The organism is Pantoea sp. EA-12, from assembly GCF_030053355.1.
GTDB lineage: Bacteria > Pseudomonadota > Gammaproteobacteria > Enterobacterales > Enterobacteriaceae > Pantoea > Pantoea vagans_C.
Window position 1 is genome coordinate 153753 of sequence record NZ_JASGBY010000011.1, and the last position, 22791, is coordinate 176543.

General features: G+C 47.8%; 19 protein-coding genes, 1 tRNA gene, 1 other RNA gene and 3 pseudogenes. 14 read left to right on the forward strand and 10 right to left on the reverse strand.

Features of this window, described 5'->3' with window-relative positions; all coding sequences use genetic code 11:
* Positions 1-194 precede the first annotated feature (194 nt).
* Positions 195-569, reverse strand: coding sequence for a helix-turn-helix domain-containing protein (locus QMZ30_RS17295; RefSeq protein ID WP_045814444.1), 375 nt, complete (start codon positions 567-569; stop codon positions 195-197).
* Positions 570-755: 186 nt separating this feature from the next.
* Here QMZ30_RS17295 and QMZ30_RS17300 point away from each other — a divergent pair, with 186 nt between their 5' ends.
* The 5 genes and pseudogenes from QMZ30_RS17300 to QMZ30_RS17315 form a co-directional block, all read left to right on the forward strand.
* Positions 756-1283 carry a hypothetical protein gene (locus QMZ30_RS17300; RefSeq protein ID WP_283228312.1) on the forward strand — a complete coding sequence of 176 codons (528 nt, stop codon included), beginning with the start codon at positions 756-758 and terminating at the stop codon, positions 1281-1283.
* Between the two features lie 12 nt (positions 1284-1295).
* Positions 1296-1655 (forward strand): acyl-CoA dehydrogenase, encoded by a 360-nt coding sequence (locus QMZ30_RS17305; RefSeq protein WP_215481447.1) that lies wholly within the window; start codon positions 1296-1298, stop codon positions 1653-1655.
* Positions 1652-1870, forward strand: coding sequence for a DNA translocase FtsK (locus QMZ30_RS25925; RefSeq protein ID WP_472788512.1), 219 nt, complete (start codon positions 1652-1654; stop codon positions 1868-1870). The genes QMZ30_RS17305 and QMZ30_RS25925 overlap by 4 nt, the downstream gene beginning before the upstream one ends.
* Before the next feature lie 31 nt (positions 1871-1901).
* Entirely contained in the window at positions 1902-2234 is a 333-nt protein-coding gene (locus tag QMZ30_RS17310) for a hypothetical protein (protein ID WP_058771293.1), read from the forward strand.
* Positions 2235-2479: 245 nt separating this feature from the next.
* A pseudogene (locus QMZ30_RS17315) lies at positions 2480-2620 on the forward strand (transposase); the annotation flags it as partial.
* Positions 2621-2829: 209 nt separating this feature from the next.
* On the opposite strand, the gene QMZ30_RS17320 reads toward QMZ30_RS17315, so the two are convergent.
* Genes QMZ30_RS17320 through QMZ30_RS17335 form a run of 4 tightly spaced genes read right to left on the reverse strand, consistent with a single transcriptional unit; the run spans position 2830 to position 10249 of the window.
* Entirely contained in the window at positions 2830-5961 is a 3132-nt protein-coding gene (locus tag QMZ30_RS17320) for a type I restriction endonuclease subunit R (RefSeq protein ID WP_283228313.1), read from the reverse strand.
* Positions 5961-7148 (reverse strand): DUF4268 domain-containing protein, encoded by a 1188-nt coding sequence (locus tag QMZ30_RS17325; RefSeq protein WP_283228314.1) that lies wholly within the window; start codon positions 7146-7148, stop codon positions 5961-5963. The genes QMZ30_RS17320 and QMZ30_RS17325 overlap by 1 nt, the downstream gene beginning before the upstream one ends.
* A complete protein-coding gene (locus QMZ30_RS17330) occupies positions 7141-8550 on the reverse strand; it encodes a restriction endonuclease subunit S (protein ID WP_283228315.1) in 1410 nt (469 codons plus the stop codon). Before QMZ30_RS17330 ends, QMZ30_RS17325 begins: the two co-directional genes overlap by 8 nt.
* Positions 8540-10249 carry a class I SAM-dependent DNA methyltransferase gene (locus tag QMZ30_RS17335; RefSeq protein WP_283228316.1) on the reverse strand — a complete coding sequence of 570 codons (1710 nt, stop codon included), beginning with the start codon at positions 10247-10249 and terminating at the stop codon, positions 8540-8542. The genes QMZ30_RS17330 and QMZ30_RS17335 overlap by 11 nt, the downstream gene beginning before the upstream one ends.
* A gap of 220 nt (positions 10250-10469) precedes the next feature.
* Between QMZ30_RS17335 and QMZ30_RS17340 the strand changes: the two are divergent.
* Together QMZ30_RS17340 and QMZ30_RS17345 are read left to right on the forward strand one after the other, a co-directional pair.
* Positions 10470-10655: pseudogene (locus tag QMZ30_RS17340) on the forward strand (hypothetical protein); the annotation flags it as partial.
* Positions 10656-10852: 197 nt separating this feature from the next.
* A complete protein-coding gene (locus QMZ30_RS17345) occupies positions 10853-12700 on the forward strand; it encodes a TIGR04141 family sporadically distributed protein (protein ID WP_283228317.1) in 1848 nt (615 codons plus the stop codon).
* Positions 12701-12758: 58 nt separating this feature from the next.
* Here QMZ30_RS17345 and QMZ30_RS17350 read toward each other — a convergent pair.
* Together QMZ30_RS17350 and QMZ30_RS17355 are read right to left on the reverse strand one after the other, a co-directional pair.
* Positions 12759-13106 (reverse strand): annotated as a pseudogene (locus QMZ30_RS17350) (DUF6538 domain-containing protein); the annotation flags it as partial.
* A gap of 284 nt (positions 13107-13390) precedes the next feature.
* The gene (locus QMZ30_RS17355; RefSeq protein ID WP_283228339.1) at positions 13391-14203 is read right to left on the reverse strand and encodes a DUF817 domain-containing protein; all 813 of its coding nucleotides are present in this window, start codon (positions 14201-14203) and stop codon (positions 13391-13393) included.
* 136 nt (positions 14204-14339) lie between these two features.
* Here QMZ30_RS17355 and QMZ30_RS17360 point away from each other — a divergent pair, with 136 nt between their 5' ends.
* Both QMZ30_RS17360 and gap read left to right on the forward strand, forming a co-directional pair.
* Positions 14340-15317, forward strand: a complete 978-nt coding sequence (locus QMZ30_RS17360; protein ID WP_283228318.1) for a GlxA family transcriptional regulator — start codon at positions 14340-14342, stop codon at positions 15315-15317.
* 78 nt (positions 15318-15395) lie between these two features.
* Positions 15396-16406, forward strand: a complete 1011-nt coding sequence (gene gap / locus QMZ30_RS17365) for a type I glyceraldehyde-3-phosphate dehydrogenase (protein WP_283228340.1) — start codon at positions 15396-15398, stop codon at positions 16404-16406.
* A 36-nt stretch (positions 16407-16442) separates the two neighbouring features.
* Here the strand turns inward: gap and phoA are convergent, their stop codons facing one another.
* Complete coding sequence (gene phoA / locus QMZ30_RS17370; RefSeq protein ID WP_283228319.1) at positions 16443-17849, reverse strand: alkaline phosphatase; 1407 nt, start codon at positions 17847-17849, stop codon at positions 16443-16445.
* Between the two features lie 245 nt (positions 17850-18094).
* Between phoA and QMZ30_RS17375 the strand changes: the two genes are divergently transcribed.
* The 3 genes from QMZ30_RS17375 (at position 18095) to QMZ30_RS17385 (ending at position 18855) form a co-directional block, all read left to right on the forward strand.
* A tRNA-Ser gene (locus tag QMZ30_RS17375) sits at positions 18095-18182 on the forward strand.
* Between the two features lie 48 nt (positions 18183-18230).
* Positions 18231-18361, forward strand: a non-coding RNA gene (locus tag QMZ30_RS17380) — RtT sRNA.
* Between the two features lie 341 nt (positions 18362-18702).
* Positions 18703-18855: a Hok/Gef family protein gene (locus QMZ30_RS17385; RefSeq protein WP_039331820.1), complete on the forward strand. Its 153-nt coding sequence runs from the start codon at positions 18703-18705 to the stop codon at positions 18853-18855.
* Between the two features lie 101 nt (positions 18856-18956).
* Here QMZ30_RS17385 and QMZ30_RS17390 read toward each other — a convergent pair whose 3' ends face one another.
* Entirely contained in the window at positions 18957-19811 is an 855-nt protein-coding gene (locus QMZ30_RS17390) for a LysR family transcriptional regulator (RefSeq protein WP_283228320.1), read from the reverse strand.
* A 95-nt stretch (positions 19812-19906) separates the two neighbouring features.
* Between QMZ30_RS17390 and QMZ30_RS17395 the strand changes: the two genes are divergently transcribed.
* Together QMZ30_RS17395 and QMZ30_RS17400 are read left to right on the forward strand one after the other, a co-directional pair.
* Positions 19907-20914, forward strand: coding sequence for a nitrilase family protein (locus QMZ30_RS17395; protein ID WP_283228321.1), 1008 nt, complete (start codon positions 19907-19909; stop codon positions 20912-20914).
* A gap of 58 nt (positions 20915-20972) precedes the next feature.
* Positions 20973-21851, forward strand: a complete 879-nt coding sequence (locus QMZ30_RS17400) for a retropepsin-like aspartic protease (RefSeq protein WP_283228322.1) — start codon at positions 20973-20975, stop codon at positions 21849-21851.
* Positions 21852-21920: 69 nt separating this feature from the next.
* Here QMZ30_RS17400 and phoH read toward each other — a convergent pair whose 3' ends face one another.
* Positions 21921-22709 carry a phosphate starvation-inducible protein PhoH gene (gene phoH / locus QMZ30_RS17405; RefSeq protein ID WP_039331813.1) on the reverse strand — a complete coding sequence of 263 codons (789 nt, stop codon included), beginning with the start codon at positions 22707-22709 and terminating at the stop codon, positions 21921-21923.
* Positions 22710-22791 lie beyond the last annotated feature (82 nt).

The following is a 22791-nucleotide window of genomic DNA, read 5'->3' on the forward strand; positions in this document are numbered from 1 at the left end:
AACATTGCAACTCACTACCCCCCATTTTTAACGCTTAAATGATAAGCGTCCGCCCGACAGAAGGGATATAGAATGAAGTGACACATTGGTTATTAATTTGGTGTATCAGTGACTGAGTAACATTACACTATCCAGTAATGACATTTTACCAGGAATAAAAATCAAGAGCAAATAGTTTCACCAAGGAACTAATTTTATTTTGTGAATTCATCAAGGAATATAATCAAAATTTTCTTTTTATCATGATCGAGTTTCATCCAAACTTGATCGAGTCGTTGCTTTAGTTCCATATCATGGCCTGTCAAATACTTCGGTTGCATTTCGTCAAAGTTGAAATTATCCATACAGTCTATAAAGAACCAACTTATCGGTGTCTTTAAAGCAACCGCAATTGTGATCAAATGAGCAATATTGATCTTATTCGTCCCGCGCTCATAACGAGAAAGCTGTTGCTGCGAAATATCAATAGACTCCGCCAGCTCAGCTGCGGTTAATCCTGCCTCCTTACGTCTGGCCTGAATACGCTGTCCTACCAGCTTATCCGCTGAGTCTGCCACGAGCTTAACCATTACATGATCTCCAGTACGTCCATAAAAGGAAGTCTGGGGCCTTTTTACACTTGCATGAACATCACTAATGGACATAAAATCACTAAAAATTCCTTTTATAGACCTGGTGTGGAAAAATTTGCTGATCAGGTCTTTAACGTAGCTTGTAACCCACGGGTTGATAGGTGGCTGGTTAGGGAGAGCATTGTGGCAACCACCATTAGTGAAATAACTGACTGCTTTGAGTACTTTTTCAGCTCCCTTTACCGGCGCGAATTTGTCAAAACATTGCGTCTGAATGAATGTAACGAGCGTGAACTACTGCCATTAGTTCGTTGCTATTTACTGGGCTGGTTTGCGGATAACCTCTCGCCGGAAGTAAAAAGCAAACTACCAAGATCGGTATCCGGTCATGGGCTCATTGATTTTGTCATTGACGATGTGGCCGTTGAGTTTGCCGTCCGTAAGCCAACAGCAGCTCGTTCTAATGTCTCCGCAACCGTTAATAGCACTGAGGTGAAGAAATTAATGAAGCACGACGGCAAAGCTCTGCTTGTCCTGTTTGACTTCTCTATCACACCCTACTCGGAAGCTCAGATTGAGGCTTTTCGCGACTGGCCTTCTCTCGGTCGTGGCAATCATAAAAAGTCAGCGTTTAATGTCGCCTATTTTTATGTAGAAAAACGTAGACCACTCACATTCGGTAAAATCACCAAAAATATTCGTATTAATTGACAAGGAAAAACGATGAAAAGAGTCATTTTAGCCACACTGATATTTAGCACATCTACACTGGTTAACGCTGCGGAATACGTTAAAAAGAATGGATATCTGGAAATAACGAATCATAAAGAGTCTGCCGAGTTTTCAATTAACTCATCAACACCGGATGGCTCAGGAGTATGCAACATGGAAGGGAATGCAAGTGCAATTTCAGCCAGCACGGGGCAAAGAAAACGCTGGCTTTGGAATGATTCGTCAAACCAGTGTGTAGCTGTTATCAGTGAATTATCGACGGGAGGAGCGACAGTTATGACTAAAGGGTGCGAGGATTACTGCGGGAGTTCAGCGACAGGCACTATGGATGGAGTGTATAAACCAAAATGAAAGACAGCCAGAGCATATCCCCTGACAGAATCAAAATTACAGAAACAATCAAGAACGAAAATGATGCACCCACCGACCTCCTGTATGAACAGACCCTTGAGTTAATTTTTAATGAAGGATTGAAAGTCGTCAAAGTAAGTACTGTACAGCATCATTTTAGAATAAGTTACAATCGGGCCGCTAATATTCTTGAGAAAATCAGAAATTCAAATTAAGACCATGATTAAAAACACAAGAGAAAACCACATGTTTAAAATACTCATTAGTTTAGTTATTGCTTTTATTCTCTCTGGGTGCAACGAAGACACACCTAAATGCAGTAGTACTGATGCAAAGAACTTAGTTATTGATATCTCCCGCAAGGAGATTGAAAAATCATTAAAACTGGATGCGGACGTGTTAATTTCCGTAAACAACGTCAGAACACTAAGTCACGACTCAAAGTTAGATGTGTATCAGTGTGCAGCTGATCTGACATTCACTAAACCAGATTTAAAGCAGGACATTCCCATCACTTATAGAATTCAAAAGACGGATGAAGGTAAAGGCCAGTTCTATATCAATGTTTATGGTTTATAGTTCCTGCATCCCTTATTTAAACTTAGTTAACATGCCATAACGGCAGAAACGTAATGAATTAATCATACACTCGGATATAGCGAGTGTATGATCTAAGCAAGAAATCGAAACTCACATTAATTATTGAAAAAAAAGTATCCCATAGCTAACTGTCTAATCGTTCTTCCGGAATTTGTAGTGGTTTACTGAATTTGGCCACCTGAAAAGAGGTGATATGCTTGCCTCAGAACAATACAGGTGTCCCAATTAAAAAAAGAAATTTCAGTGCAGAGTTCAAACGCGAATCAGCCCAACTTGTTGTCGATCAGGTTTACACCGTTGCTGAAGCGGCTAAAGCGATGGATATCGGACTATCTGCCATGACGCGCTGGGTTAAACAGTTGCGTTCACTTTGCAACTATGGGGTCAATTTGTTCATTTTTGATGGAAAAAATCGTAAATGGAGAAGTTTTAAAATAACTGAATCAAAAGGAGCATGCAGTACGGCCGTTGAGTCCTGGCAATGAGGTCCTCGCCTGCTAAATCAGAACTATTTTCACTCTTCAGGTACAACGGAGGACGATACTCTGCCCTCTTTATCAAAAGTTGGACGTCGCTATAACGTCCAGCTGTTCGACACCACTTCTGCCTGCTTCAAAATCAGCTCTACGGCACCCGGCGTTTTATCTGGCGGATACTTATACTTACGCAAGGTCTGACGTACCAGAATACGCAACCGCGCACGCACGCTTTCACGTACCTGCCAGTCGACAGTGGTGGATTTACGCAGTTGCCGTGTGACCTCGATGGCCAGCTTCCTGAGCGTCTCGTCGCCAAGTTCACGCACCGCGCTTTCATTTTCGGCCAGCGCGTCATAGAAAGCGATTTCATCCGGGTTCAAGCCCAGCGCATCATCGCGCGCCATCGCTTCCTGGAACGCTTTCGCCATCTCAATCAGCTCTTCAATCACCTGCGCGGTTTCAATAGCGCGGTTATTGTATTTGAGCAGAACCGCTTTCAGGCGGTCAGAGTATTTCTTCTGCTGTACCACGTTGTTACCAGAACGGGCATGAATGCCGTCATTGAGCAGTTTTTCCAGCAGTTCCACCGCCAGATTACGCTGCGGCATTTCCCGTACTTCTTCCAGAAACTCTTCCGACAACAGGCCGATATTGGGTTTATCCAGCCCGGCCAGCGCGAAGACATCCTCAACTCCAGTCGCAATAACCGCGTTATCAAGGATCTTACTCAGCAGAGAATTTTTTTCTGACTGGCTAAATTTTTCCTTGGGATCAAGCTTGATAAGCCCCACTCTTACCGCCGAGAGGAATGCGAATTCTTCCTGTAAGGATTTCGCCTCATCCAAGGTATTACACAATGACCAAGCTTTACTCATCGCCAATGAAACGTCGAGATAACGTTTTTTACCGTCATCCAGACCCAGAATGTAGTTCGCCGCATCGCGCAAGAACGCCAACGGATCGCGAGAAAAGCCCACGTAGCTAAAGCCTGGTTTTCCTGCCGAGGGCGCAAACATCCCGTGAATGATGTCGATTTTTTCCAACAGGACGGCAAAGGCTTCCCGCGCATCAACCGTGGTCTGCCCTTTTCCTTTTGAGTCGGTATAGGTTTTCAGCGCCTGCTTCAGCTCGTTCGCAATACCGATATAATCCACCACCAGCCCACCGGGCTTATCCCTGAATACGCGGTTAACACGTGCAATGGCCTGCATCAGGTTATGGCCACGCATCGGTTTGTCGATATACATGGTGTGGCAGCATGGCGCATCAAATCCGGTCAGCCACATATCACGGACGATCACCAGTTTCAGGGGATCGTTCAAATCTTTAAAGCGAGCTTCAAGGCGCTTTTTGGTCTGCTTGTTGTAGATGTGCGCCTGGAGAGGGTCTTTATCCGATGCTGAGCCGGTCATGATGACTTTGATTGCCCCTTGTTCGACATCTTCACTATGCCACTCCGGGCGAATTGCCACGATGGCCTTGTAGAACTTCACGCAGATATCGCGGCTCATGGCGACAATCATAGCCTTGCCATTCATGGCTGCGTTACGAGTTTCAAAGTGCTGAACCAAGTCAGCGGCAACTTGCTCAATACGTGGCTCAGAACCCACCAGCTTTTCCAGACGGCTCCAGTCACCTTTGGTTTTCTCTTGCTGGCCGGTCTCTTCATCTTCCACCAGCTCATCCACCTGATCGGAGAGCGTTTCCAGCTCCTCATGATTCAGGTCGAGTTTTGCCAGTCGGGATTCGTAGTAAATCGGCACCGTCGCGCCGTCATCCACAGCATCCTGGATGTCGTAGATAGAGACGTAATCACCAAACACCGCGCGAGTATCTTTATCTTCAGACGCTATCGGCGTACCGGTAAAGCCCATAAACGAGGCGTTCGGCAGCGCATCGCGCATGTGTTTGGCATAACCGTATTTATAGACACCAGTTTGTCTGTCCAGCGTGGCGCTCAGGCCATATTGGCTGCGGTGCGCTTCATCGGAAATCACCACGATGTTGCTGCGTGCGTTAAGTGCAGGATGGCTCTGCTCATTGTCCAACGGCGCAAATTTCTGCACGGTAGTAAAAATAATACCGCCGGATTCGCGGGCATTGAGCAGCTCGCGCAACTCGTCGCGGTCGTTGGCCTGTAACGGCGTTTGTTTCAGTAAATCTTGCGCTTGGCAGAAGGTGGCGTAGAGCTGCCCGTCGAGATCGTTACGGTCAGTCACTACCACGATGGTCGGGTTGTTCATCTCTGCCTGTTGCAGCAGTTTCCCGGCGTAACAGCACATGGAGATACTTTTACCGGAACCTTGGGTATGCCACACCACGCCCGCTTTTTTACTGCCGGGCTGGATGTTACTGCGCAACGGCAGATGTTTTCCGGTAGACGCCACAATAGTGGCCGCGACAGCTTCACGGACCGCATGGAACTGGTGATAAGCGGCAATTTTCTTGATCAGCCGTTTACCGTCATTTTCAAACAACACAAAGTAGCGAATGTAATCGAGCAGCAGTTCCCGGTTAAAGAAACCCTGCACCACGGTTTTAAGCTGCCAGTCGAACTGCGGCTTGTCGTCTTCGTTAGCCACGGTTTTCCACGGCAGGAAGCGTTCTTCATCAGCGGTCAGCGAGCCGATACGCGCATTCTGCCCGTCGCTCACCACCAGCGCTTCGTTGCAGATAAAAAGGTCGCTGAGTTCGTTTTTATAGGTCTGTAGCTGGTTAAACGCAGCCCAGATATCGGCATTGGCATCAATTGGGCTTTTCAGCTCAATCACCGCCACGGGCAGGCCGTTGATATAGCCAATAATATCCGGGCGACGGACCTGTTTTATCCCCTGAATAGCCACCTGGTTCACGACCATAAAGCGGTTATTGCCAGGATGGTTAAAATCCATCAGCAGCGCTTTATCGTGAACCGTCTTATCTTCGCGTTTGTACTCTACGGGCACACCGTCGAGTAGCAAGTGGTGAAAGGCCTTATTGCTAACGACCAGATCCGGGCTTTCGGGACGGGTAATACGCAGTATCACCTCTTCCAGTACGGAAACAGGGAGATGGGGATTGATGGTTTGAAGCTGCTCCAGCATTACCGGGCGCAGAAACACATCATGAAATGAGGCACGGAGCGGGTTGTCGCCATCTGGCGCGATATCTGGCCCGTGCAGCACTTCCCAGCCCTGTTCAGCAAACCATTTCTGGCATTGCTGCTCTAAATCGTCTTCGCTCAGCATCAGGCTTCCTCTGTCTCTGTTTCTTCCGTTTCATCCGGCGCGTTAGAAATATCTTTAAGCGCCATATTCAGTGGGGCAATAAATGGCTCGAGCGCTATTTCAAACGCCGCCAGGTTTTTCAGCAACCAGTCGATCATCGCTGGCCAGTTGCTCTCATCGAGGCTGGTAGCAGGCGTGGCAAAAGAGATTCGGCACGATTTTTTGCCCGGCAACGGTTCCCACTTCAGTTCATGACCAAACGAGTTCTCGATTAGCGCTTTGTGTTCATAGAGCCAGTTGAACGCAAAGGTATTGCTCTCAGCCGAAGATTTGGCAATCCACAGCTCAACACGAATCTCTTTTTTGCTGAAAATCAGGTTATACGATACCGCGCTAATACCAGACCCGGCACTGAGCCAGTGGTCGGTCGAGGGGCTAATATTGTTGTACAACGTACACTGGCTGGCTTTGAGGCGTTCCAGCGCTTTGGTCCAGAAGGCCTTGCGCAGATAATGCCGGGTTTTCAGTTCGCCGCTGGTGGACTGCTCTTCCGCTTCTTTCTGTGCCATGCCAATCATGAAAGATTCGGCTTCAGGTGTGGGGATCACCTGGCGAATATCAACAAACACATCGTCGTTGAATTTGTAGGGCTTAACCTTAAAGCACTGCACCCGCAGGCCAAACTGCATCAGCCACAGCGCGGTGTTGGTCACTTCTTTGCGGAAGCTGGCCGCCACCATCATCACCCGCTGCGTGCGGCTCAGGTTGATTTGCACTTCATCGAGGCTCTCGCACTCCAGGAACTCCGCCATCACCTCTGCCGCCGGACGGGTTTCTTCCGGTTCGTATTTGTCGAGATAGAGCTGGAAGATATCGAGGATCTGATCTTTGCGCAGATTGGCGCAGTAACCGGCATATTTCAGCGCTTGCCACACCACATCGCGCCCGGAATCATCAAGCTTGTTTTCGATGATCACCAGATTGCGCTGTTTGTCGATCGCCAGCAGGTCGAGGCGCTCTTTGGTGTCGTCAAAACCGGCAAACTCTTTCTGGATAATCAGCAGTTCGTCGTCATTATCGCGGGTCAACGCCTGCGGGTTCTTCGCCAACCACTCCTGCAGGTGATAGCGCTCGGTAAAACCGAGGCTGCTGAAAGACACCTCTTGCAGGGAGTGCAGGCTGTTGGTCGGTGCATCGACTTTATACATTTTCCGCCTCGCTTACCGCCTGCTCGGCGTCCGGCAGGGTGATTTCGCCGGAGAGGAGTTTGGGGAGAAGGGTGTCTCGTATACAAGATAAGCTGTTAATTGTTAGCTCATTGGCCTTAATTGCATCTAAATAGGACAGTGCAAGTACGCTAAACCTATTGACTATTTTACATTCAGGCAGCACTGCCAAATGCTCTCGTAGAATATCTGTTTTTAGATTTGTAAACACACTCCCATTGCCTTTTGCAACCAGCTCGCGCCTAATTTTCAAAAAAAGAAAATATAAATAAGTGTCCGTATAGTTCGATATTCTAGGAAAATAAAGCCAGCCATCATGGATGCAAGCATCCAATTGGAGAAATTTTGGCAACCCTGGCGTTGCGCTGTTGCTCAGAATTAATTCGCCTTTGCGTAGATAAACAGTCTTCTTTAATCCTTCTTCTTTAATGAACTGTGATGTTTTGAACAAAAATGGACTGATTGAAGCAGTGGCATCAGCTATTTTAACCCACGGATACCCTGTTGGTCTGATGAAATCGTTGATCGGACGAGGGGATCCCCCCCTTTTAATTTCTAAACTATCTCCAAGTGGTTTTACTAACCACCCCTCCGGAATCGCCCCCAGTTCACTCTCCTGCATCGCAGACGGAAACAGCTCTGCCGTGGCTTTTAACTCGGCATATTGCTCAGGGTATTCACGCTCAAAAACCGCCAACGCATCGGCATTTTTCCCAGAAATCGCCGTCATCGCCGCAAAGGTCGCGTCTTCCTGCGAACCGCCCACTTCCAGCACAGCAATTTTTGCTTTTACCGGTTCAAAATCAACAAACCAGCTTTTGAACAATGCTTGCGCCATTTGCTCTAAGGTTTGATTTATTTCAGTATTTTTAGATAACTTAATATCAATTGCACTTAAAATTTTAATTATTTTTTTTTGTGAATGTATATCAGGTATTTCAATTTTGAAAGAAGGCATCTCTTTGATTGAAAGACGATCAGTAGTACTACCGTGGATCGTTTTTTCTCTAATTACATCCTGAAATGCTGGAGATAAATAAGCATATAGCAAATACTGAGGTAATACCTTATTTTGTTTGGCTCTCAGTAATCCCATACGTCTACCTAAACAGCAACGTAGCCCTTCAGGAATAATTGATGCTTCACCAATTTTTGTTTCATAAGAAAAAACGACATCTCCGGCTTGAGGTGTTACTCTACGCGTCCATTTAGCAAAATCGTCGTCGGAAATGAAGGATGACTTTTCCAAGTTCAACCTGCCATTTTCTATAGAAGAAATACTTAAAAAAATAGCATTCCCTTTCTCTAGTTTCTTGGGCGTTGCATGGGGGCCATCATAAATCTCTGCAATTTCATTAAGAGAATAAGTTAGATTAAATCTCATAACCGAGCCCCACTAAATTTGCTTTAATTTGTGCTTCCAGTTTGGCGCTATCTTCTAATTGTTCTTTTAGCTGCACAGTTAATCGTTCCATCTTTTCAGCCAATGGCTCATCATCTTCATCTTGTTCAACCGCACCAACATAGCGTCCTGGAGTCAAGACAAAATCGTTTTTCTTTATATCGTCTAGTGTGGCTGCAAAACAGAAACCGGCCTCATCTTCATAATCTTTATCTGTCTGCCAGGCATGAAAAGCATCGGTAATCTTGCGTATATCATCCGTCGAAAAGTCACGTAATACGCGATCTTTCATAAACCCAATCTGGCGAGCATCAATAAACAACACTTCACCTTTACGATGTGCCTTACCGTTACCGCCTGATTTGTCCTTAGTCAGAAGCCAAATACAGGCGGGAATCTGAGTGTTAGTGAAGAGTTGACCCGGCAAAGCTACCATACATTCAACCAGGTCAGCCTCGATAATTTGACGGCGTATATCACCTTCAGTATTACTGTTGGAGCTCATCGAACCGTTGGCCAGCAGCAGTGCCATTGAGCCTTTTGGCGCAAGGTGATGGATCATGTGCTGCATCCAGGCGAAGTTGGCGTTGCCTTGGGGCGGAGTGCCATATTTCCAGCGCACGTCGTTTTCCAGCTTCGCGTTCCACCACTCTTTCATGTTGAATGGCGGGTTAGCCATCACGAAGTCGGCGCGCAGATCCGGGTGCTGATCGTCGAGCAGGGTATCGGCGTTTTTGCCACCAAAATTAAAGTCAATGCCGCGAATGGCCATATTCATCGCCGCCAGTTTCCAGGTGGTTGGATTGGACTCCTGGCCGTAAACAGAAATATTGCGCTTCTGCTCGGCGGCGTTGTAGTGCTTCTCGCCCGCGTGCTCTTCAATAAAACGGTCGCTGGAAACAAAGAACCCGCCGGAGCCCATCGCCGGGTCATACACACGGCCGATGTAGGGCTGTAAGCACTCAACAATTAGGGTGACGATGCTTTTTGGCGTGTAGTACTGGCCGCCCTGCTTGCCTTCCGCCAGCGCGAACTGGCCGAGGAAATATTCGTAAACGTGACCGAGAATATCTTTGCTCTTTAAGCTGAGTTTCTCGCCGTTATATTCAGGGTTGCTGAAGTTAGCATCAGAGAAAGTGTTAATCAGCCCGGTCAGCACCTCGTTGCCAAGTTGGTACTGACTGATGCGGTTTAGAATACCTTTAAGTTTCGGGTTGGTTTTTTCAATTTCATCCAGCGCGTTGTCTACCAGCCAGGACACGGAGCGTAGTTTGACCTCCAGTCCGGTGGTATCATCCACCCACAACACCGTGCCGGTCGGCAGCATGGCTTTGTTTTTCAGCGTTTCCCAACGGGCAGCTTTCGGCACCCAGAAAACATTGTTCTCGACGTAGTAATCTTCAACTTCCAACTCGTCCCGGATAGCCTGGCCGTATTCTTCATCTGAGTCGTAACCATCACGCGACATGGCGTAGATGTTGTCAGGGTTGCCGACATCGCGGAACAGGGTGATCAGCTCTTGCTGGCGGGCCTCAAAGGCATCTGAAACATACTTCAGAAAGATGAGCCCCAGTACCACATGCTTGTAGTTGGCGGCATCCATATTGGCGCGCAGCTTGTCAGCGGCCTTCCAGAATTTGTTATCCAATTCATTAAGAAACAGTTGTTCGGCGTTGTTCATCAAAATCCTCGGGGGGAGATCGCAGCGAAAAAGCAGCCATGCCTCATCGCAGATTCGGTTTTGGAATGCAGTACGCAAAATGATACCCGGAACGGGTGCGATTACAAACGATGGAGCATAAAGAAGTTTGCATTCAAGGGGTAAAAAAGAGGAAACTGGACAACCACTTTACTCATTGCCCTACTTTATATCGTTCATCCCCTGAACGTCTTTAGTCACATACCGTATCGGCCAGACAAAAGATGTATATGTGTATTAACCGACGATAATGGACTCTGAAATCACGACGTTTGAAGAAACACTAGACGATCTCCTTCAGCGTCGTCGGGCATTAGCGAGGGATATGCTGTGCTCTGCACCGGATCTAAACAGCGCTGATTTTGAGAACATTTTAAAAGGGACGTGAATGATATTATTAAATGCGACATCACTAAATATAACTCAACCTAATAGTAACAATACAAAACTATTTGCAACGATACGTTTTAATCCTGCATTAATGAGAAGTGATTCAAAATATTTATAAATATTACATACATCCATTTCCTAAACATTCTCTTTGCGTTAAATTTTTTGCACTTACACAGCGTAAAGGTTATAGTTATGAAAACGAGGCCATTTTCAATTTATTTGCTCAAAGACGGCTATAATGCAAATAATTCTTTAAAACAGGATCACGGTTTACAAAGTAATTTCCACGCGCAAAGCTTACCTGCCGGATCATCATTATTCATTTCAGATAAGATCGAAACTATACCTTGGTGGGTCGATTACTTTAACATAAGTGGAAACATCACACAAAAGAATAAAGGTGCATTAATTTTCTTACCTGTAAAGGGTAGAGTATTCGCTTTGTGTTTCGGCCATGTCTATCATAATTTATTGGATATTTCTTATGAGTATGATTTTGGTCTAAGAGTTACACTTAATAGCCTTGACCCCAAAGAATTAAAAAGTGCAGACATCGTTGATCCTGGTGCTGCCAGAAGAAAAAGAACACAACTTCCTATAACAAATGATCTTACATACCTTGACTTTGATAGCAATAGTGAAATACTGAAAAGTCTTACAGGAAAAGTTAAAGAGGAACATTCAAATTTATTTAGCAATGCCACAGGTTCTGCAAGCCTTAAAGTTGGATTGAAAACGGCTCCAGAAAAACTCAATGAAATATGTGAAAAGCTTATTGATTTATATATAAGTGATGATTACTTAGAAGCATTCCCTAACATTCAAAAAATTTCTCCAGAAAAAGATCCCGCTCGAGTTAAAGAACTAGACAACTTCTTATTGGAAAGTTTCAAAAGAAAAGATGAAAATCTAGAGCTAGCCATACCAGATATTGTTGATTATAGAGATAATATATATTGCACCTTTAAAGGAATTCATAAAACGCTTCATATATACCCCGATATCAATATTGAAAATCTATACGATTACATGGGTGATAAATTAGACAATATTACGCTGAATGACTTAAAAAAGCTATCTATGGATTTATGTAATACAGAAGGTTTAACGACGCACTCTTTTAGTGTCTACAGATGCATGATTTTCGATAAAACAATAAATAATGGTGATCAAACTAACATCTACCATATGTGCGATGGTGACTGGTATAAAGTTGATGCTGATTACTTACAAGAACTGTCAGACTATATCAATGGGAAATGTATACCATCCCCATTACCAGACTACGACCATGACATTGTTTCAGCCAACCAAACCCGCTCATACAGCGAGGCTCAATACAATTCAGCCATACCTGTTTTATTGAATGAATTCATATGCCTAGATCAAACAGACATTAGCCCTGATGGCTACTCCCAGATCGAACCATGTGATTTAATAACTTATGAAAATAATTTATGCGTTTTTTATCACATAAAAATATCTTCTCGCTCATCTCAACTTAGTCATTTATTCAACCAAGGTTCTAACTCTATTGAATTATTGCTTTCGGAACCGCAATGCAGCGTAAAATTACTTAATTTAGTAAATCAAAAAGGAAGTGCCCCCTTGACCCAATCTCTTCAAAAAGGAATAACACAAAAAGCCTTCAAAGTCATCTATGGTGTGATTACACGTAAACCGCAAGCCTTAGCCTCTGACAACTTACCTTTATTCTCAAAGATTAGCCTCAGAAGAAATTTTAAATTCCTTGAATTAATGCGAACTGATTGTAAGTTAACATTTATTAATGATGTAAGCCCTGCAAAAGAAAGTTACAGTCAGCTTCCCGAAGTTCATGTCATTGTAAACGTGAATGGCAAAAAAGTTTCCGTAATAGTTGATGATGGGCAGATCTTCGCAGCTGGCACACCTATAACAAACTGTCCCAAGGAAATTCGAGAAGCGGGACATGGTGAGAAATTTAGTGTTCATGTTAAGAAAGATGATGCAGGCAAACTAACTTCTCATCACACTTGGCAGTTTAAAAAACTCAATTAATCATTAAAAGATGCGTTTCTTCTCCAAACGCATCTTTATTAATATTATTTAGCAAGATAGCAAGCCAAAACAGCGGGATATTCGCATCAAGCAGGCGCTGAGCAACTTGTTGCAGGGAAGCACTCGTTAAACCGCAAAATTCAGCAAGGCCGATCATTCCTTCGCCCGCCAAAGCAGGCGCACTACTCACCAACTTTTCTCTATCCAATTTTTGATACTCACCCAAACATCGCTGCCAGACAGCCAATAGGACTGCGGCAATCACTCGCGCTTTTCTGATGTCGTTTGTTTCTGTTGAAGCGTGAATCTCACGCTGTCCCGTGTAGAGACGGTATCGGGCGGGAACTGCAATACGGACAACATAAATACCGCTGCTACGGCGATACAGATTATCGCGTTGAGCCATCGGCTGTATGACCTCTATGTAGTAGAGGCTACGCGATTTAACTCCAAATAAATTTAATATTAATTAAATCAATAAGATATAGGTTGCTGGTACCGATAATAGGGGTCGAACCTACGACCTTCGAATTACGAAAGCAAGCCCACTCCAAAATGAGTACAATAATGAGTATGGTGAATATAAATCTGTTAATAAAAAAATAAATATCAATAAGATAAAATCAAAATCACGGTTCAACGTCTAAGCCGACTCTTTATTAGAAAAATCCACGCCCCGGCGTGGATTTTTTATTGGGCGATGTGCACGCGTTTCTTAATATCCTTGAGAAACAACGTGATGGTAAAGGTCATCATCACCAGCAGCGACCATGCTCCCCACTTCCCTACATGCACTGTTGCCCATGCGCCAATTTGGTTGGGATACTGCCACACGCCAAAGAAAGTCCCCATGTTCTCCGCCAGCCAGATGAAAAAGCCAATCAGGATAAATGCCACCAGCAGCGGCATCCGGAATGGCCGGTCATAAGGGGTGAAAATCACTTCGGATCGTGCATACAGCCCCAGCGCCACCGCCGCAATGTACCAACGGTAATCGCCAATGAAATGGTGGGTAAAGAAGTTGGCATACAAGGCCAGTGAAAGCATTACCGCATGAATAATCGGTGGATGGTGGCGGATCTTCAGATCCATTAATCGCCAGCACTGAATAATGTAACTGCCGACTGCAGCATACATAAATCCACTGAACAGCGGCACACCCGCCACCTTGCTCCATGCTGCTTCGGGATAATGCCAGGAACCAATCGCTGCCGAGGTTTTAAAGAGCTCAAGCCCAAACCCAAGCAAATGAAACAGCGTGATGGCTTTTAGTTCATCCCAGCTTTCCAGCCGTGTTGCGACCATGATGAACTGGATAGTCAGCGCAATCATCAGCAGCAGGTCATAGCGTGCGATGCCCAATAAGCCGGTGCGCGGTACGCAAAAAATGGACAGGAAAAACAGTCCCGCAAACAAACAGGCTCGCGCTTCTTTAATGCCGAACCACAGAAACTCTACAGCACAACGTTTGCTGCCGTGATAAGTCATGGCGGGAGGATGCATTAAAAATTGGTCTAAACGATTTTCCACTGATTGCTCCATGTGAAGTCATACATTCCTTTGGCCAAAATGTCTGGTCTTTGCCGACACCAGCATGCGACACTTTGACTTGCTTTGTCATTAAGAAACACTTTAAGCCATGAAAAATTTTCTCGTCATTGTGCCCGACGGCGGCATGCTGTTCGAAGCGGCGGGCATCGCCGACATCCTGATGCACGCCAATCTGCACTTGCCGGTTGGCCTCGATCAGCCGCGCTATCGTGTCAGTATCGCGACGACGCAAGCGCATCAAGTCATCCATGGCCAGTCCGGGTTGAATCTGCTGGCCGACCTCAAGTTAGCCGAACTCGATCCCCGTCAGGCCTGGGATACCATCATGATCACCGGCCGTGGCGACAGCGTGGAAGAAGGCAACATGGTGGTGGACTTTATCAAGCTGGCGGCCCCTCAGGCGCGACGCGTGGTATCGATATGCGGCGGTGCGATGCTGCTGGCGGAGGCAGGTTTACTGGATGGACGACGGGCCACTTCGCACTGGCGCCTGCTTGATACACTGCAAACGCGCTTCCCACAGGTTAAGGTTGAAGGTGGCCCGCTCTATATTCAGGATGGCGCGATCTGGACCTCAGGGGGCGTCAGTTCTGGCTTTGACCTGACGCTGGCGTTGGTTGAAGAGGATTTCGGTTTCAGCGTAGCACGCGATATCGCACAGGATATGGTGATGTATCTGCGCCGCCCCGGCGGACAGATGCAGTTCAGTCGCTACCAGCTCCAGCAAAGTGACTCTGGCCCGATTAACGCGCTACAAAGCTGGATTCGCGACCATCTGGCCGAAGACTTATCCGTTGAAAAGCTGGCCGAACATGCTGCCATGAGCCCAAGAAACTTCACCCGCGTATTTACCCGTGAAACCGGTGCGCCGCCTGCACGCTTTGTCGCGGAAGCACGTTTGGCGGCTGCACGGGAAAGGCTGGAACAGACCCGTGACACGCTAGAGCGCATTGCTGAGGAGACCGGTTTCGGCAGCAGCATCAACATGCGACGCAGTTTTGAACGCCAACTTCACCTTACACCCGGTGAATATCGCCAACGCTTTCACTGCCGAAAATTGGCGTAAAGTGATCCTTTTTTGTCGTTTACGCCATCCTGTGAACGGCCTACATTGACTGCAATCACTTCATATAAGGAGTCAATGATGATCAAGGTAGGCATTAACGGCTTTGGCCGTATCGGACGTAACGTATTCCGTGCCGCACTGGGTAGCGACGATATTGAGATTGTGGCAATCAACGATCTCACCGACAGCAAGACGCTGGCACACCTGCTGAAACATGATTCGCTGCTCGGCCGTTTACCCGCTGAAGTGGAAGCCTCTGAAGGCGAGTTGCGTATCGATGGCAAGCCAGTGCGTGTGTTCAGCGAGCGCGACCCGGCCAATATTCGCTGGCGTGATGTCGGCGTTGATATCGTGATTGAAGCCACCGGCTTCTTCACCGAACGCGACAAAGCTGCCGTGCATATCACCAGCGGTGGCGCAAAACGGGTGATTATTTCCGCGCCGGGTAAAAATGATGACTTGACGATTGTGCTGGGTGTGAACGACCAGCGCTACGATCCACAACAGCACTTCGTGGTCAGCAATGGTAGCTGCACCACGAACGGTTTAGCACCGGCAGCACAGGTGCTCAATCAGGCTTTTGGTATTGAACATGGTTTGATGAACACCACGCATGCTTACACCAACAGCCAGGTACTGCACGATCAGCCTGAAAAAGATCTGCGTGGCGCGCGTGCGGCGGCGCTGTCGATAGTACCTTACTCAAGTGGTGCCGCTAAGGCGTTGGGACGCGTGATTCCCGAGCTGGATGGTCGCCTGACCGGTTATTCACTGCGCGTGCCGGTTCCCGTGGTATCGATTGTTGATTTAACCGTGACGTTAAAACGGGATGTGACGGCTGAGGAAGTGAACAACGCATTTAAAGCCGCTGCCGCAAAAGGTCCGCTGAAAGGGATATTGGGCTACAGCGATGAACCACTGGTCTCCAGCGACTATCAGGGCGATCCGCGTTCATCGATCATTGATGGACTATCAACGCTGGTTATTGGCGGTAACCTGGTAAAAATCCTTGCCTGGTATGACAACGAGTGGGGCTTCTCCAATCGCTTAGTCGATTTAGCCCGTCTGATGGCTCAGCGCGGCCTGTAACAGTGAGGGGCGATCATCAGACCGCCCCTGATTTTATTACTTAATTCCCATCGCATCTTTCAGCGTAAAGAACAGGTCGGTCTGATCGGTGAGACCGACCACGTTCGCCGCATGCGGTCCGTAAGCTGCAATACGAATCTGCGTCCCGGTATGGCCTTGTGAATCATCTTCCGAGTTACCGTAGCTGATGGTCATCACTGCGCCATCTTTGGTATTCAGTGCCTGCGTAAGACCCGGCGCTTTGCTGCCGTTCTCGATAATCTGACTGCTGTGCGCATGATCTGCGGTCACCACTACCAGCGTATCACCGTGCTCACGGGCAAAGGCCAGTGCCTGCTGCACCGCTTCATCCAGATCGACGGTTTCACCAATCTGACCGCACGGGTTCGCAGCATGGTCCTGCTTATCGATCGATGCCCCTTCTACCTGCAGGAAGAAGCCTTTCTCATTAGTGCTCAGCAGATCGAGCGCCTTTTTGGTCATCTGCGCCAGAGTCGGTGCGGAAGCTGGACGTTCTTTGTTCACTTCGCAGGTCACCACTGGCTTATCAATATTGCCGTGATAGCTGGCTTTCGGCCCTTGCCAGCGCACCGGCATGTTGCCATCAGAGAACAGGCCCAATACCGGTTTAGTTTGATCGGCCTGCTGAATCGCATTCATGCCTTCAAGGTTATCCACCAGCTGAAAGCCTAACGCCTGAGCCTGCTCACGTAGGGTTTTACCTTGGTACTCACCGGCTTTAGCGCTTTCATTAAAGGATTTTGCGCCGCCTCCCAAGGTGACATCAGGACGGGTTTTCAGCATCTGCTCGCTGATTGATCCTTTACCGCCCTGCTCCAGCGCGTTAGTCGGACACAGCTCGCTGGTTTTTTCAGGGCCATAGCATTTACGCGACGTGACATGCGCCATCAATGCAGCAGGCGTTGCATCCTGCAGTTCAGCGGTTGACACATTACCGGTGGCTTTCCCGGCGGCTTTCGCCAGCTCAAGAATGGTGACCTGATCTTTGCCATTCACATCGACGCCAATTGCGCCATTGTAGGATTTGGTGCCGGTGGCCCACGCCGTCGCTGATGCGGCTGAATCTGTCACATAGTTGGGTTTGTGAGTTTTCTTGTCGAGGGAATAGTGCGTGTATTGCCCGGTCAGTGGCAATGCATCCAGACCGGGGAAGAATCCACCAGCCCCCATCGCCTGGTTACGAGCGGCGGTAATTTCTGAATCGCCCATGCCATCACCGATCAACAAGATGACGTTTTTAGCCGTGGTGTTCATTAATGACGCTTTCAGCGCTTCAGTTTGATCGCTGCTCAGGCGGCGCGCGCCACCGTGTTCGGTAATATCGCCAGTTGCGGCACGCGAGTATGTTGCATCATCTGCCACTGCTGACGCGGTGATTAATGAGGCCAGCAGAGAAACCGTGAAAAGAGGTATGTGTTTCATTTATAAGCATCCTTATCATTAAATATAACCAAATGTTTCCGCAGACAAGTCTGCGACAGTTTGGTGACACTTTTGTGGCGGATAGGGAATAATTTGATGACAGAAACACCACTTCGTTGAGAGTTGCAGCAAGCTGCACAGAGCTTAAGCGAATAGAAGAAAAGGAGAAAATAGGGCTTGACCGTTTTCGGGTTACTCCCTATAGTAGCGCCCCGTTGACCCAGTGCGGTTAGCGGAAAAAACGTGGTGAGATGTCCGAGTGGCTGAAGGAGCACGCCTGGAAAGTGTGTATACGGCAACGTATCGGGGGTTCGAATCCCCCTCTCACCGCCATTATTTATATGAAAGTGCCCAGTTAACAGCTGGGCATTTTTATTTGCATTTCCCGCCGATCTGAGGGGGATGAGAAGCCCCGATTGGGGTTCGACAACTGGCGTCAGCCAGTTGGAAAGCGGAGCCTGCGACGCTGCCCGTAGGGTGAGCGCAGCGAATCAATCCCCCTCTCACCGCCATTATTTATATGAAAGTGCCCAGTTAACAGCTGGGCATTTTTAATTGTATATCCCGCCGCCCACCGCTATCTCTTGAAATTGAGGTTGCTCAATTTCATCATCTGACTCCAGCGGTCAAACTTTTCACAGATTAAGAATTCGACTACAAGGCATCTCATTGTGAGCTTGTATCAGGATACGTAGTATTCGGGCGGGTGCTTGAGGCTTTCTGTCTTAAGCATGGCTGACGGCAGAAAGAAGAAAGCCCCGAGAGATTTATTCAATCAACCCGAGGCCTACCCTTAATGCCAGACAACATGAAAGGTAGCGTCTTACTCGCCGAAAGGCAAGGAGAAGCAACCATGAAGCAGCGTGAGGCGATCTTGATCGCCATCTTCTTCATCGCGGCAGTGCTGGCCGTGATATTGGTCACGAGAAAAGACCTCTGTGAGGTACGAATCCGAACCGGCCACATGGAGGTTGCTGCATTCATGGCTTACGAATCCTTGAAGTAAGAGCAACCGGCGGGAGGAGACTCCCGCCTCTCTTTTGTGTTGGCATGGCTGACCTCAATGCACCCGCCCTTTTATCTTTCATCCAGAGCCCGAAAACGCTTTTAGTTACTTCTCACCAGATGCAAAAAGTTATCTCTTACTGGGTCTTTAATCTGCGCATGCCAGGCCATGCCGGTTTGCCAGCGCGTATATTCACCCTCAAGCGATAACAACTTCACAGCTGAGGGCAGAATATGCATCACGCTGGCGGGGAGTAATGCGATGCCATCACCCGCCGCTACTAATGCCAGCAATGTCTGGATATCATCGGCGGCCGCCACTGTGCGCGGCTTAAGGTGATGAGCACAAAGATAACGCTGTGCCTGCTCCGTTAGCCCGTCACCGCGATACGGCGAGAGCTGCAACAGTTGATGGGTTTCAATTAACGTCGTGGATTCTGTAGCGCAATCGGCAGCAACCGCCAACACCAGTTGGTCTTCGCCCAGTGCCATACTGCACAAAGGCTCAGGCACTGGCAGACGCACAAATCCGACCTGAAGACGCCCTTCAATCAGTTGCTGGCACTGCACCGCTGAGGGCATATCATTCAAAAACACTTGCACGCCAGGATACAGGTTACGGAATGCCGCTACCCGCTCGGGGGCAAGTCGAAATGACGAGATGCCGAACCCAACGGTCAGCTTTCCCGCATGACCGCTTTGCAGCTCAGCGATTGACGCACAAAACTGTGTATGCCGTTCAACAATATCCTGTGCATTTGGCAACAGTTGCTCACCAGCGATGGTCAGCCTTGCGCCATTACGCCCGCGCTGAAAAAGCGTGACACCAACAAAATGCTCCAGCGTCTGGATCTGCTTAGTGAGCGCGGGTTGTGTCACACACAGTATGTCCGCGGCCGCATGATACGACCCTGTTTTGGCTAGCGTCACGAAGGCGCGCAGAAATTTAATATCCATTCCGTTTGGTTATCAAAATGCGAGATTTTGTGATTATACACGGTAGATTTCAATCTGGTGAAATAGCATCCACTTTCCCCGTCAGAGAAACCAGAATGGATAAGCACCTTCGCGTTGCCAGCGTGCAGTTTTGCCATCGCGCCAACGATAAGCAGTACAACTTAGCGGTAATGGAAGACTTTATTCTGCAAGCCGCGCAGGCAGGAACCCAGGTTCTCGCCTTCCCTGAAATGTGTATCACTGGCTACTGGCATGTTACGGATCTCTCTGCTGAAGAGGTGGAAGCGCTGGCTGAACGCAGTGATGACAGCCCCTCGCTGGCACGTATCGCAATGCTGGCTGAGAAGTACCAGATGGCAATCGGTGCTGGTTTCATTGAAAAACATCGCAATGGCCAGCTCTACAATGCCTATGCCGTGTGCATGCCGGATGGTCAGCGTCATATTCATCGCAAAATCCACGCATTTGAACATCCAGCGATTTCCCAAGGGAATGAATTCACCGTTTTCGATACACCATGGGGAGTGCGTATTGGGATTTTGATCTGCTGGGATAACAACCTGACTGATAACGTGCGCATCACCGCCCTGCTTGGTGCCGATATTTTGATTGCACCACATCAGACCGGCGGCACGCATTCACGTAGCCCCTTCGGCATGAAGCCAATTCCGATCAGTTTGTGGGAGAACCGCGAGCAGGATCCAGATGCACTGGAAGCCGCATTAGCCGGAGACAGCGGGCGCGGTTGGTTGATGCGCTGGTTGCCGTCACGCGCACACGATAATGGGCTGTTCTTATTGTTCAGCAACGGTGTTGGACTCGATAACGGCGAAATCCGTACTGGCAACGCGATGGTGATTGACCCCTATGGCCGCATTATCAATGAAACCACCACTTTCCGGGATGCGCTTGTCAGCGCCGAGTTGGATCTCTCTTTGCTCGCGATGTCGACCGGCCGACGCTGGATCCATGGCCGTCGGCCCGATCTTTATCATCTGCTGTGTGAACCGCAAGGTTATGAGCGTGATGCGCGTACCGCCCGGTTTTCGCAAGAAACGCCTTGTTTTAGATCACCAGATATAGACAAGAACACTTTCGGATAAAAATGTAATGCACTGGAGTGTAAATCTCCAGCGCAGGATAAATTAGGACGCGTTTTATATGAAAGGACTCTTACGCAATGGCATTTTAATTCTCGCCTTAGCTTCGATTCCATTAGCTGAAGCAGTAATAACACTGCCTTTTAATCTGGATGAAAGTGCACTGCCTATTGTTAAGGTCAATATCAATGGGCAGGAAGGTGAATTTATGGTGGATAGCGGATCACAATCCGCCTTTCATTTCACTCAGGCATATATGCGTCATATGCCAAATTTAAAACGTCTAAAAGAGAAGGCACGCACTACCGACCTCACTGGCAAAGTCTTTCTTAACGACAAATTTAAGTTTCATCATGTCTATGTCAACGGTATGAGCTTCGAAAACGTTGAAGGTGTCTCATTAACCCCTTGGGGTTTGACGTTGTTGCCAGACGGGAAGCGCCCTGAGCATATGGTCATCGGCTTAGGTTTGTTCAAACAGAAAGTACTGATGATGGATTATCCCCAGCAGACGTTTACCGTCGCCAATCAGTTTTCAGAGTTAAATATCATTAATGATGAGTGGTTATCGTTACCCTTAACGGTAAGTGATGAAGGGATTATAATTGATGTCACTCACAATAATGAAAATTATAAAATGATGCTGGATACCGGCGCGACAGTTTCATTGTTATGGAAAGAACGAATAAACGAAACATCTAACACCATCGACTGCCAACGCGTCATGGCTGAGATGGATAACAATAACTGCGAGGCGACTCAGGTTCATATTAAAGACACCGCACCAGGGAAATTTAACGTGAACGTCTTAGTTCTTGAAGGTGATTTTCAACATATGAAAGCGGATGGATTATTAGGGACCAACTTTCTACAGAACCATGCAGTGTTAATCGACTTCCCCAACAATCAACTCATGATTCGTTCAACTGAGCCTGGTTAACCGGGAACAAAAAAACCCGGCTTGCGCCGGGTTTTGCTTCGCTACACTCTCAATCTACTTTTATAAAGGTTAACTGTAAGCATGCAGCGTGCGCTGGCAGAGTGCCGAGCGGACGCAGTCGTCTTTGCCGAAACGCACCACGCCAATCATCTCATCTTCTTCGAAGCGCGCTAACGCATCGGCCAGACCAGATTTGACGTTAGACGGCAAGTCACACTGAGTGATATCGCCGTTGACGATAACCGTCACGTTTTCGCCTAAGCGTGTCAGGAACATCTTCATCTGTGCGGCGGTAACGTTTTGAGCCTCATCAAGGATCACCACCGCATTTTCAAAGGTACGTCCACGCATATATGCGAAGGGCGCGATCTCTACCTTAGCGATTTCGGGTCGCAGGCAGTACTGCATAAAGGAAGCGCCGAGACGTTTAACCAGAACGTCGTATACCGGTCGGAAATACGGGGCGAACTTCTCGGAAATGTCTCCGGGGAGGAAACCGAGATCCTCATCCGCCTGCAGAACCGGGCGCGTCACAATTATCCTTTCGATGTCCTTATTGATCAGGGCCTCAGCCGCTTTGGCTGCGCTAATCCAGGTTTTACCGCAACCGGCTTCACCGGTGGCGAATATCAGCTGTTTCGATTCTATGGCGTTAAGATAGTGCGCCTGAGCTTCATTTCTGGCTTCAATCGGACCACGATCGCGTGAATCACGCGCCATGCCTATTGAGTCCAACCCACCCATCTGCACCAGCGAAGTGACCGATTCTTCTTCGCGCTGACGGTGACTGCGAGAATCACTACGAACGACTCTTCTTGCTTCACGACGCGCTTTGATCACTGCTTTCTGTCTTCCCATAGTGGCACCTTACAGTTGGTTTCATTTATCGCGGCGGATCACCCGCGGCGATGACTTGAACGCTTTAGAGGTTTCGTTGGCT

Excerpts from the sequence above, each read along its gene's own strand:
- QMZ30_RS17295 (WP_045814444.1), bottom strand. The coding sequence starts at position 569 with ATGGTTAAGCTCGTGGCAGACTCAGCGGATAAGCTGGTAGGACAGCGT.
- QMZ30_RS17305 (WP_215481447.1), top strand. The coding sequence starts at position 1,296 with ATGAAAAGAGTCATTTTAGCCACACTGATATTTAGCACATCTACACTG.
- QMZ30_RS25925 (WP_472788512.1), top strand. The coding sequence starts at position 1,652 with ATGAAAGACAGCCAGAGCATATCCCCTGACAGAATCAAAATTACAGAA.
- QMZ30_RS17310 (WP_058771293.1), top strand. The coding sequence starts at position 1,902 with ATGTTTAAAATACTCATTAGTTTAGTTATTGCTTTTATTCTCTCTGGG.
- QMZ30_RS17320 (WP_283228313.1), bottom strand. The coding sequence starts at position 5,961 with ATGCTGAGCGAAGACGATTTAGAGCAGCAATGCCAGAAATGGTTTGCT.
- QMZ30_RS17325 (WP_283228314.1), bottom strand. The coding sequence starts at position 7,148 with ATGTATAAAGTCGATGCACCGACCAACAGCCTGCACTCCCTGCAAGAG.
- QMZ30_RS17330 (WP_283228315.1), bottom strand. The coding sequence starts at position 8,550 with ATGAGATTTAATCTAACTTATTCTCTTAATGAAATTGCAGAGATTTAT.
- QMZ30_RS17335 (WP_283228316.1), bottom strand. The coding sequence starts at position 10,249 with ATGAACAACGCCGAACAACTGTTTCTTAATGAATTGGATAACAAATTC.
- QMZ30_RS17345 (WP_283228317.1), top strand. The coding sequence starts at position 10,853 with ATGAAAACGAGGCCATTTTCAATTTATTTGCTCAAAGACGGCTATAAT.
- QMZ30_RS17355 (WP_283228339.1), bottom strand. The coding sequence starts at position 14,203 with ATGCATCCTCCCGCCATGACTTATCACGGCAGCAAACGTTGTGCTGTA.
- QMZ30_RS17360 (WP_283228318.1), top strand. The coding sequence starts at position 14,340 with ATGAAAAATTTTCTCGTCATTGTGCCCGACGGCGGCATGCTGTTCGAA.
- gap (WP_283228340.1), top strand. The coding sequence starts at position 15,396 with ATGATCAAGGTAGGCATTAACGGCTTTGGCCGTATCGGACGTAACGTA.
- phoA (WP_283228319.1), bottom strand. The coding sequence starts at position 17,849 with ATGAAACACATACCTCTTTTCACGGTTTCTCTGCTGGCCTCATTAATC.
- QMZ30_RS17385 (WP_039331820.1), top strand. The coding sequence starts at position 18,703 with ATGAAGCAGCGTGAGGCGATCTTGATCGCCATCTTCTTCATCGCGGCA.
- QMZ30_RS17390 (WP_283228320.1), bottom strand. The coding sequence starts at position 19,811 with ATGGATATTAAATTTCTGCGCGCCTTCGTGACGCTAGCCAAAACAGGG.
- QMZ30_RS17395 (WP_283228321.1), top strand. The coding sequence starts at position 19,907 with ATGGATAAGCACCTTCGCGTTGCCAGCGTGCAGTTTTGCCATCGCGCC.
- QMZ30_RS17400 (WP_283228322.1), top strand. The coding sequence starts at position 20,973 with ATGAAAGGACTCTTACGCAATGGCATTTTAATTCTCGCCTTAGCTTCG.
- phoH (WP_039331813.1), bottom strand. The coding sequence starts at position 22,709 with ATGGGAAGACAGAAAGCAGTGATCAAAGCGCGTCGTGAAGCAAGAAGA.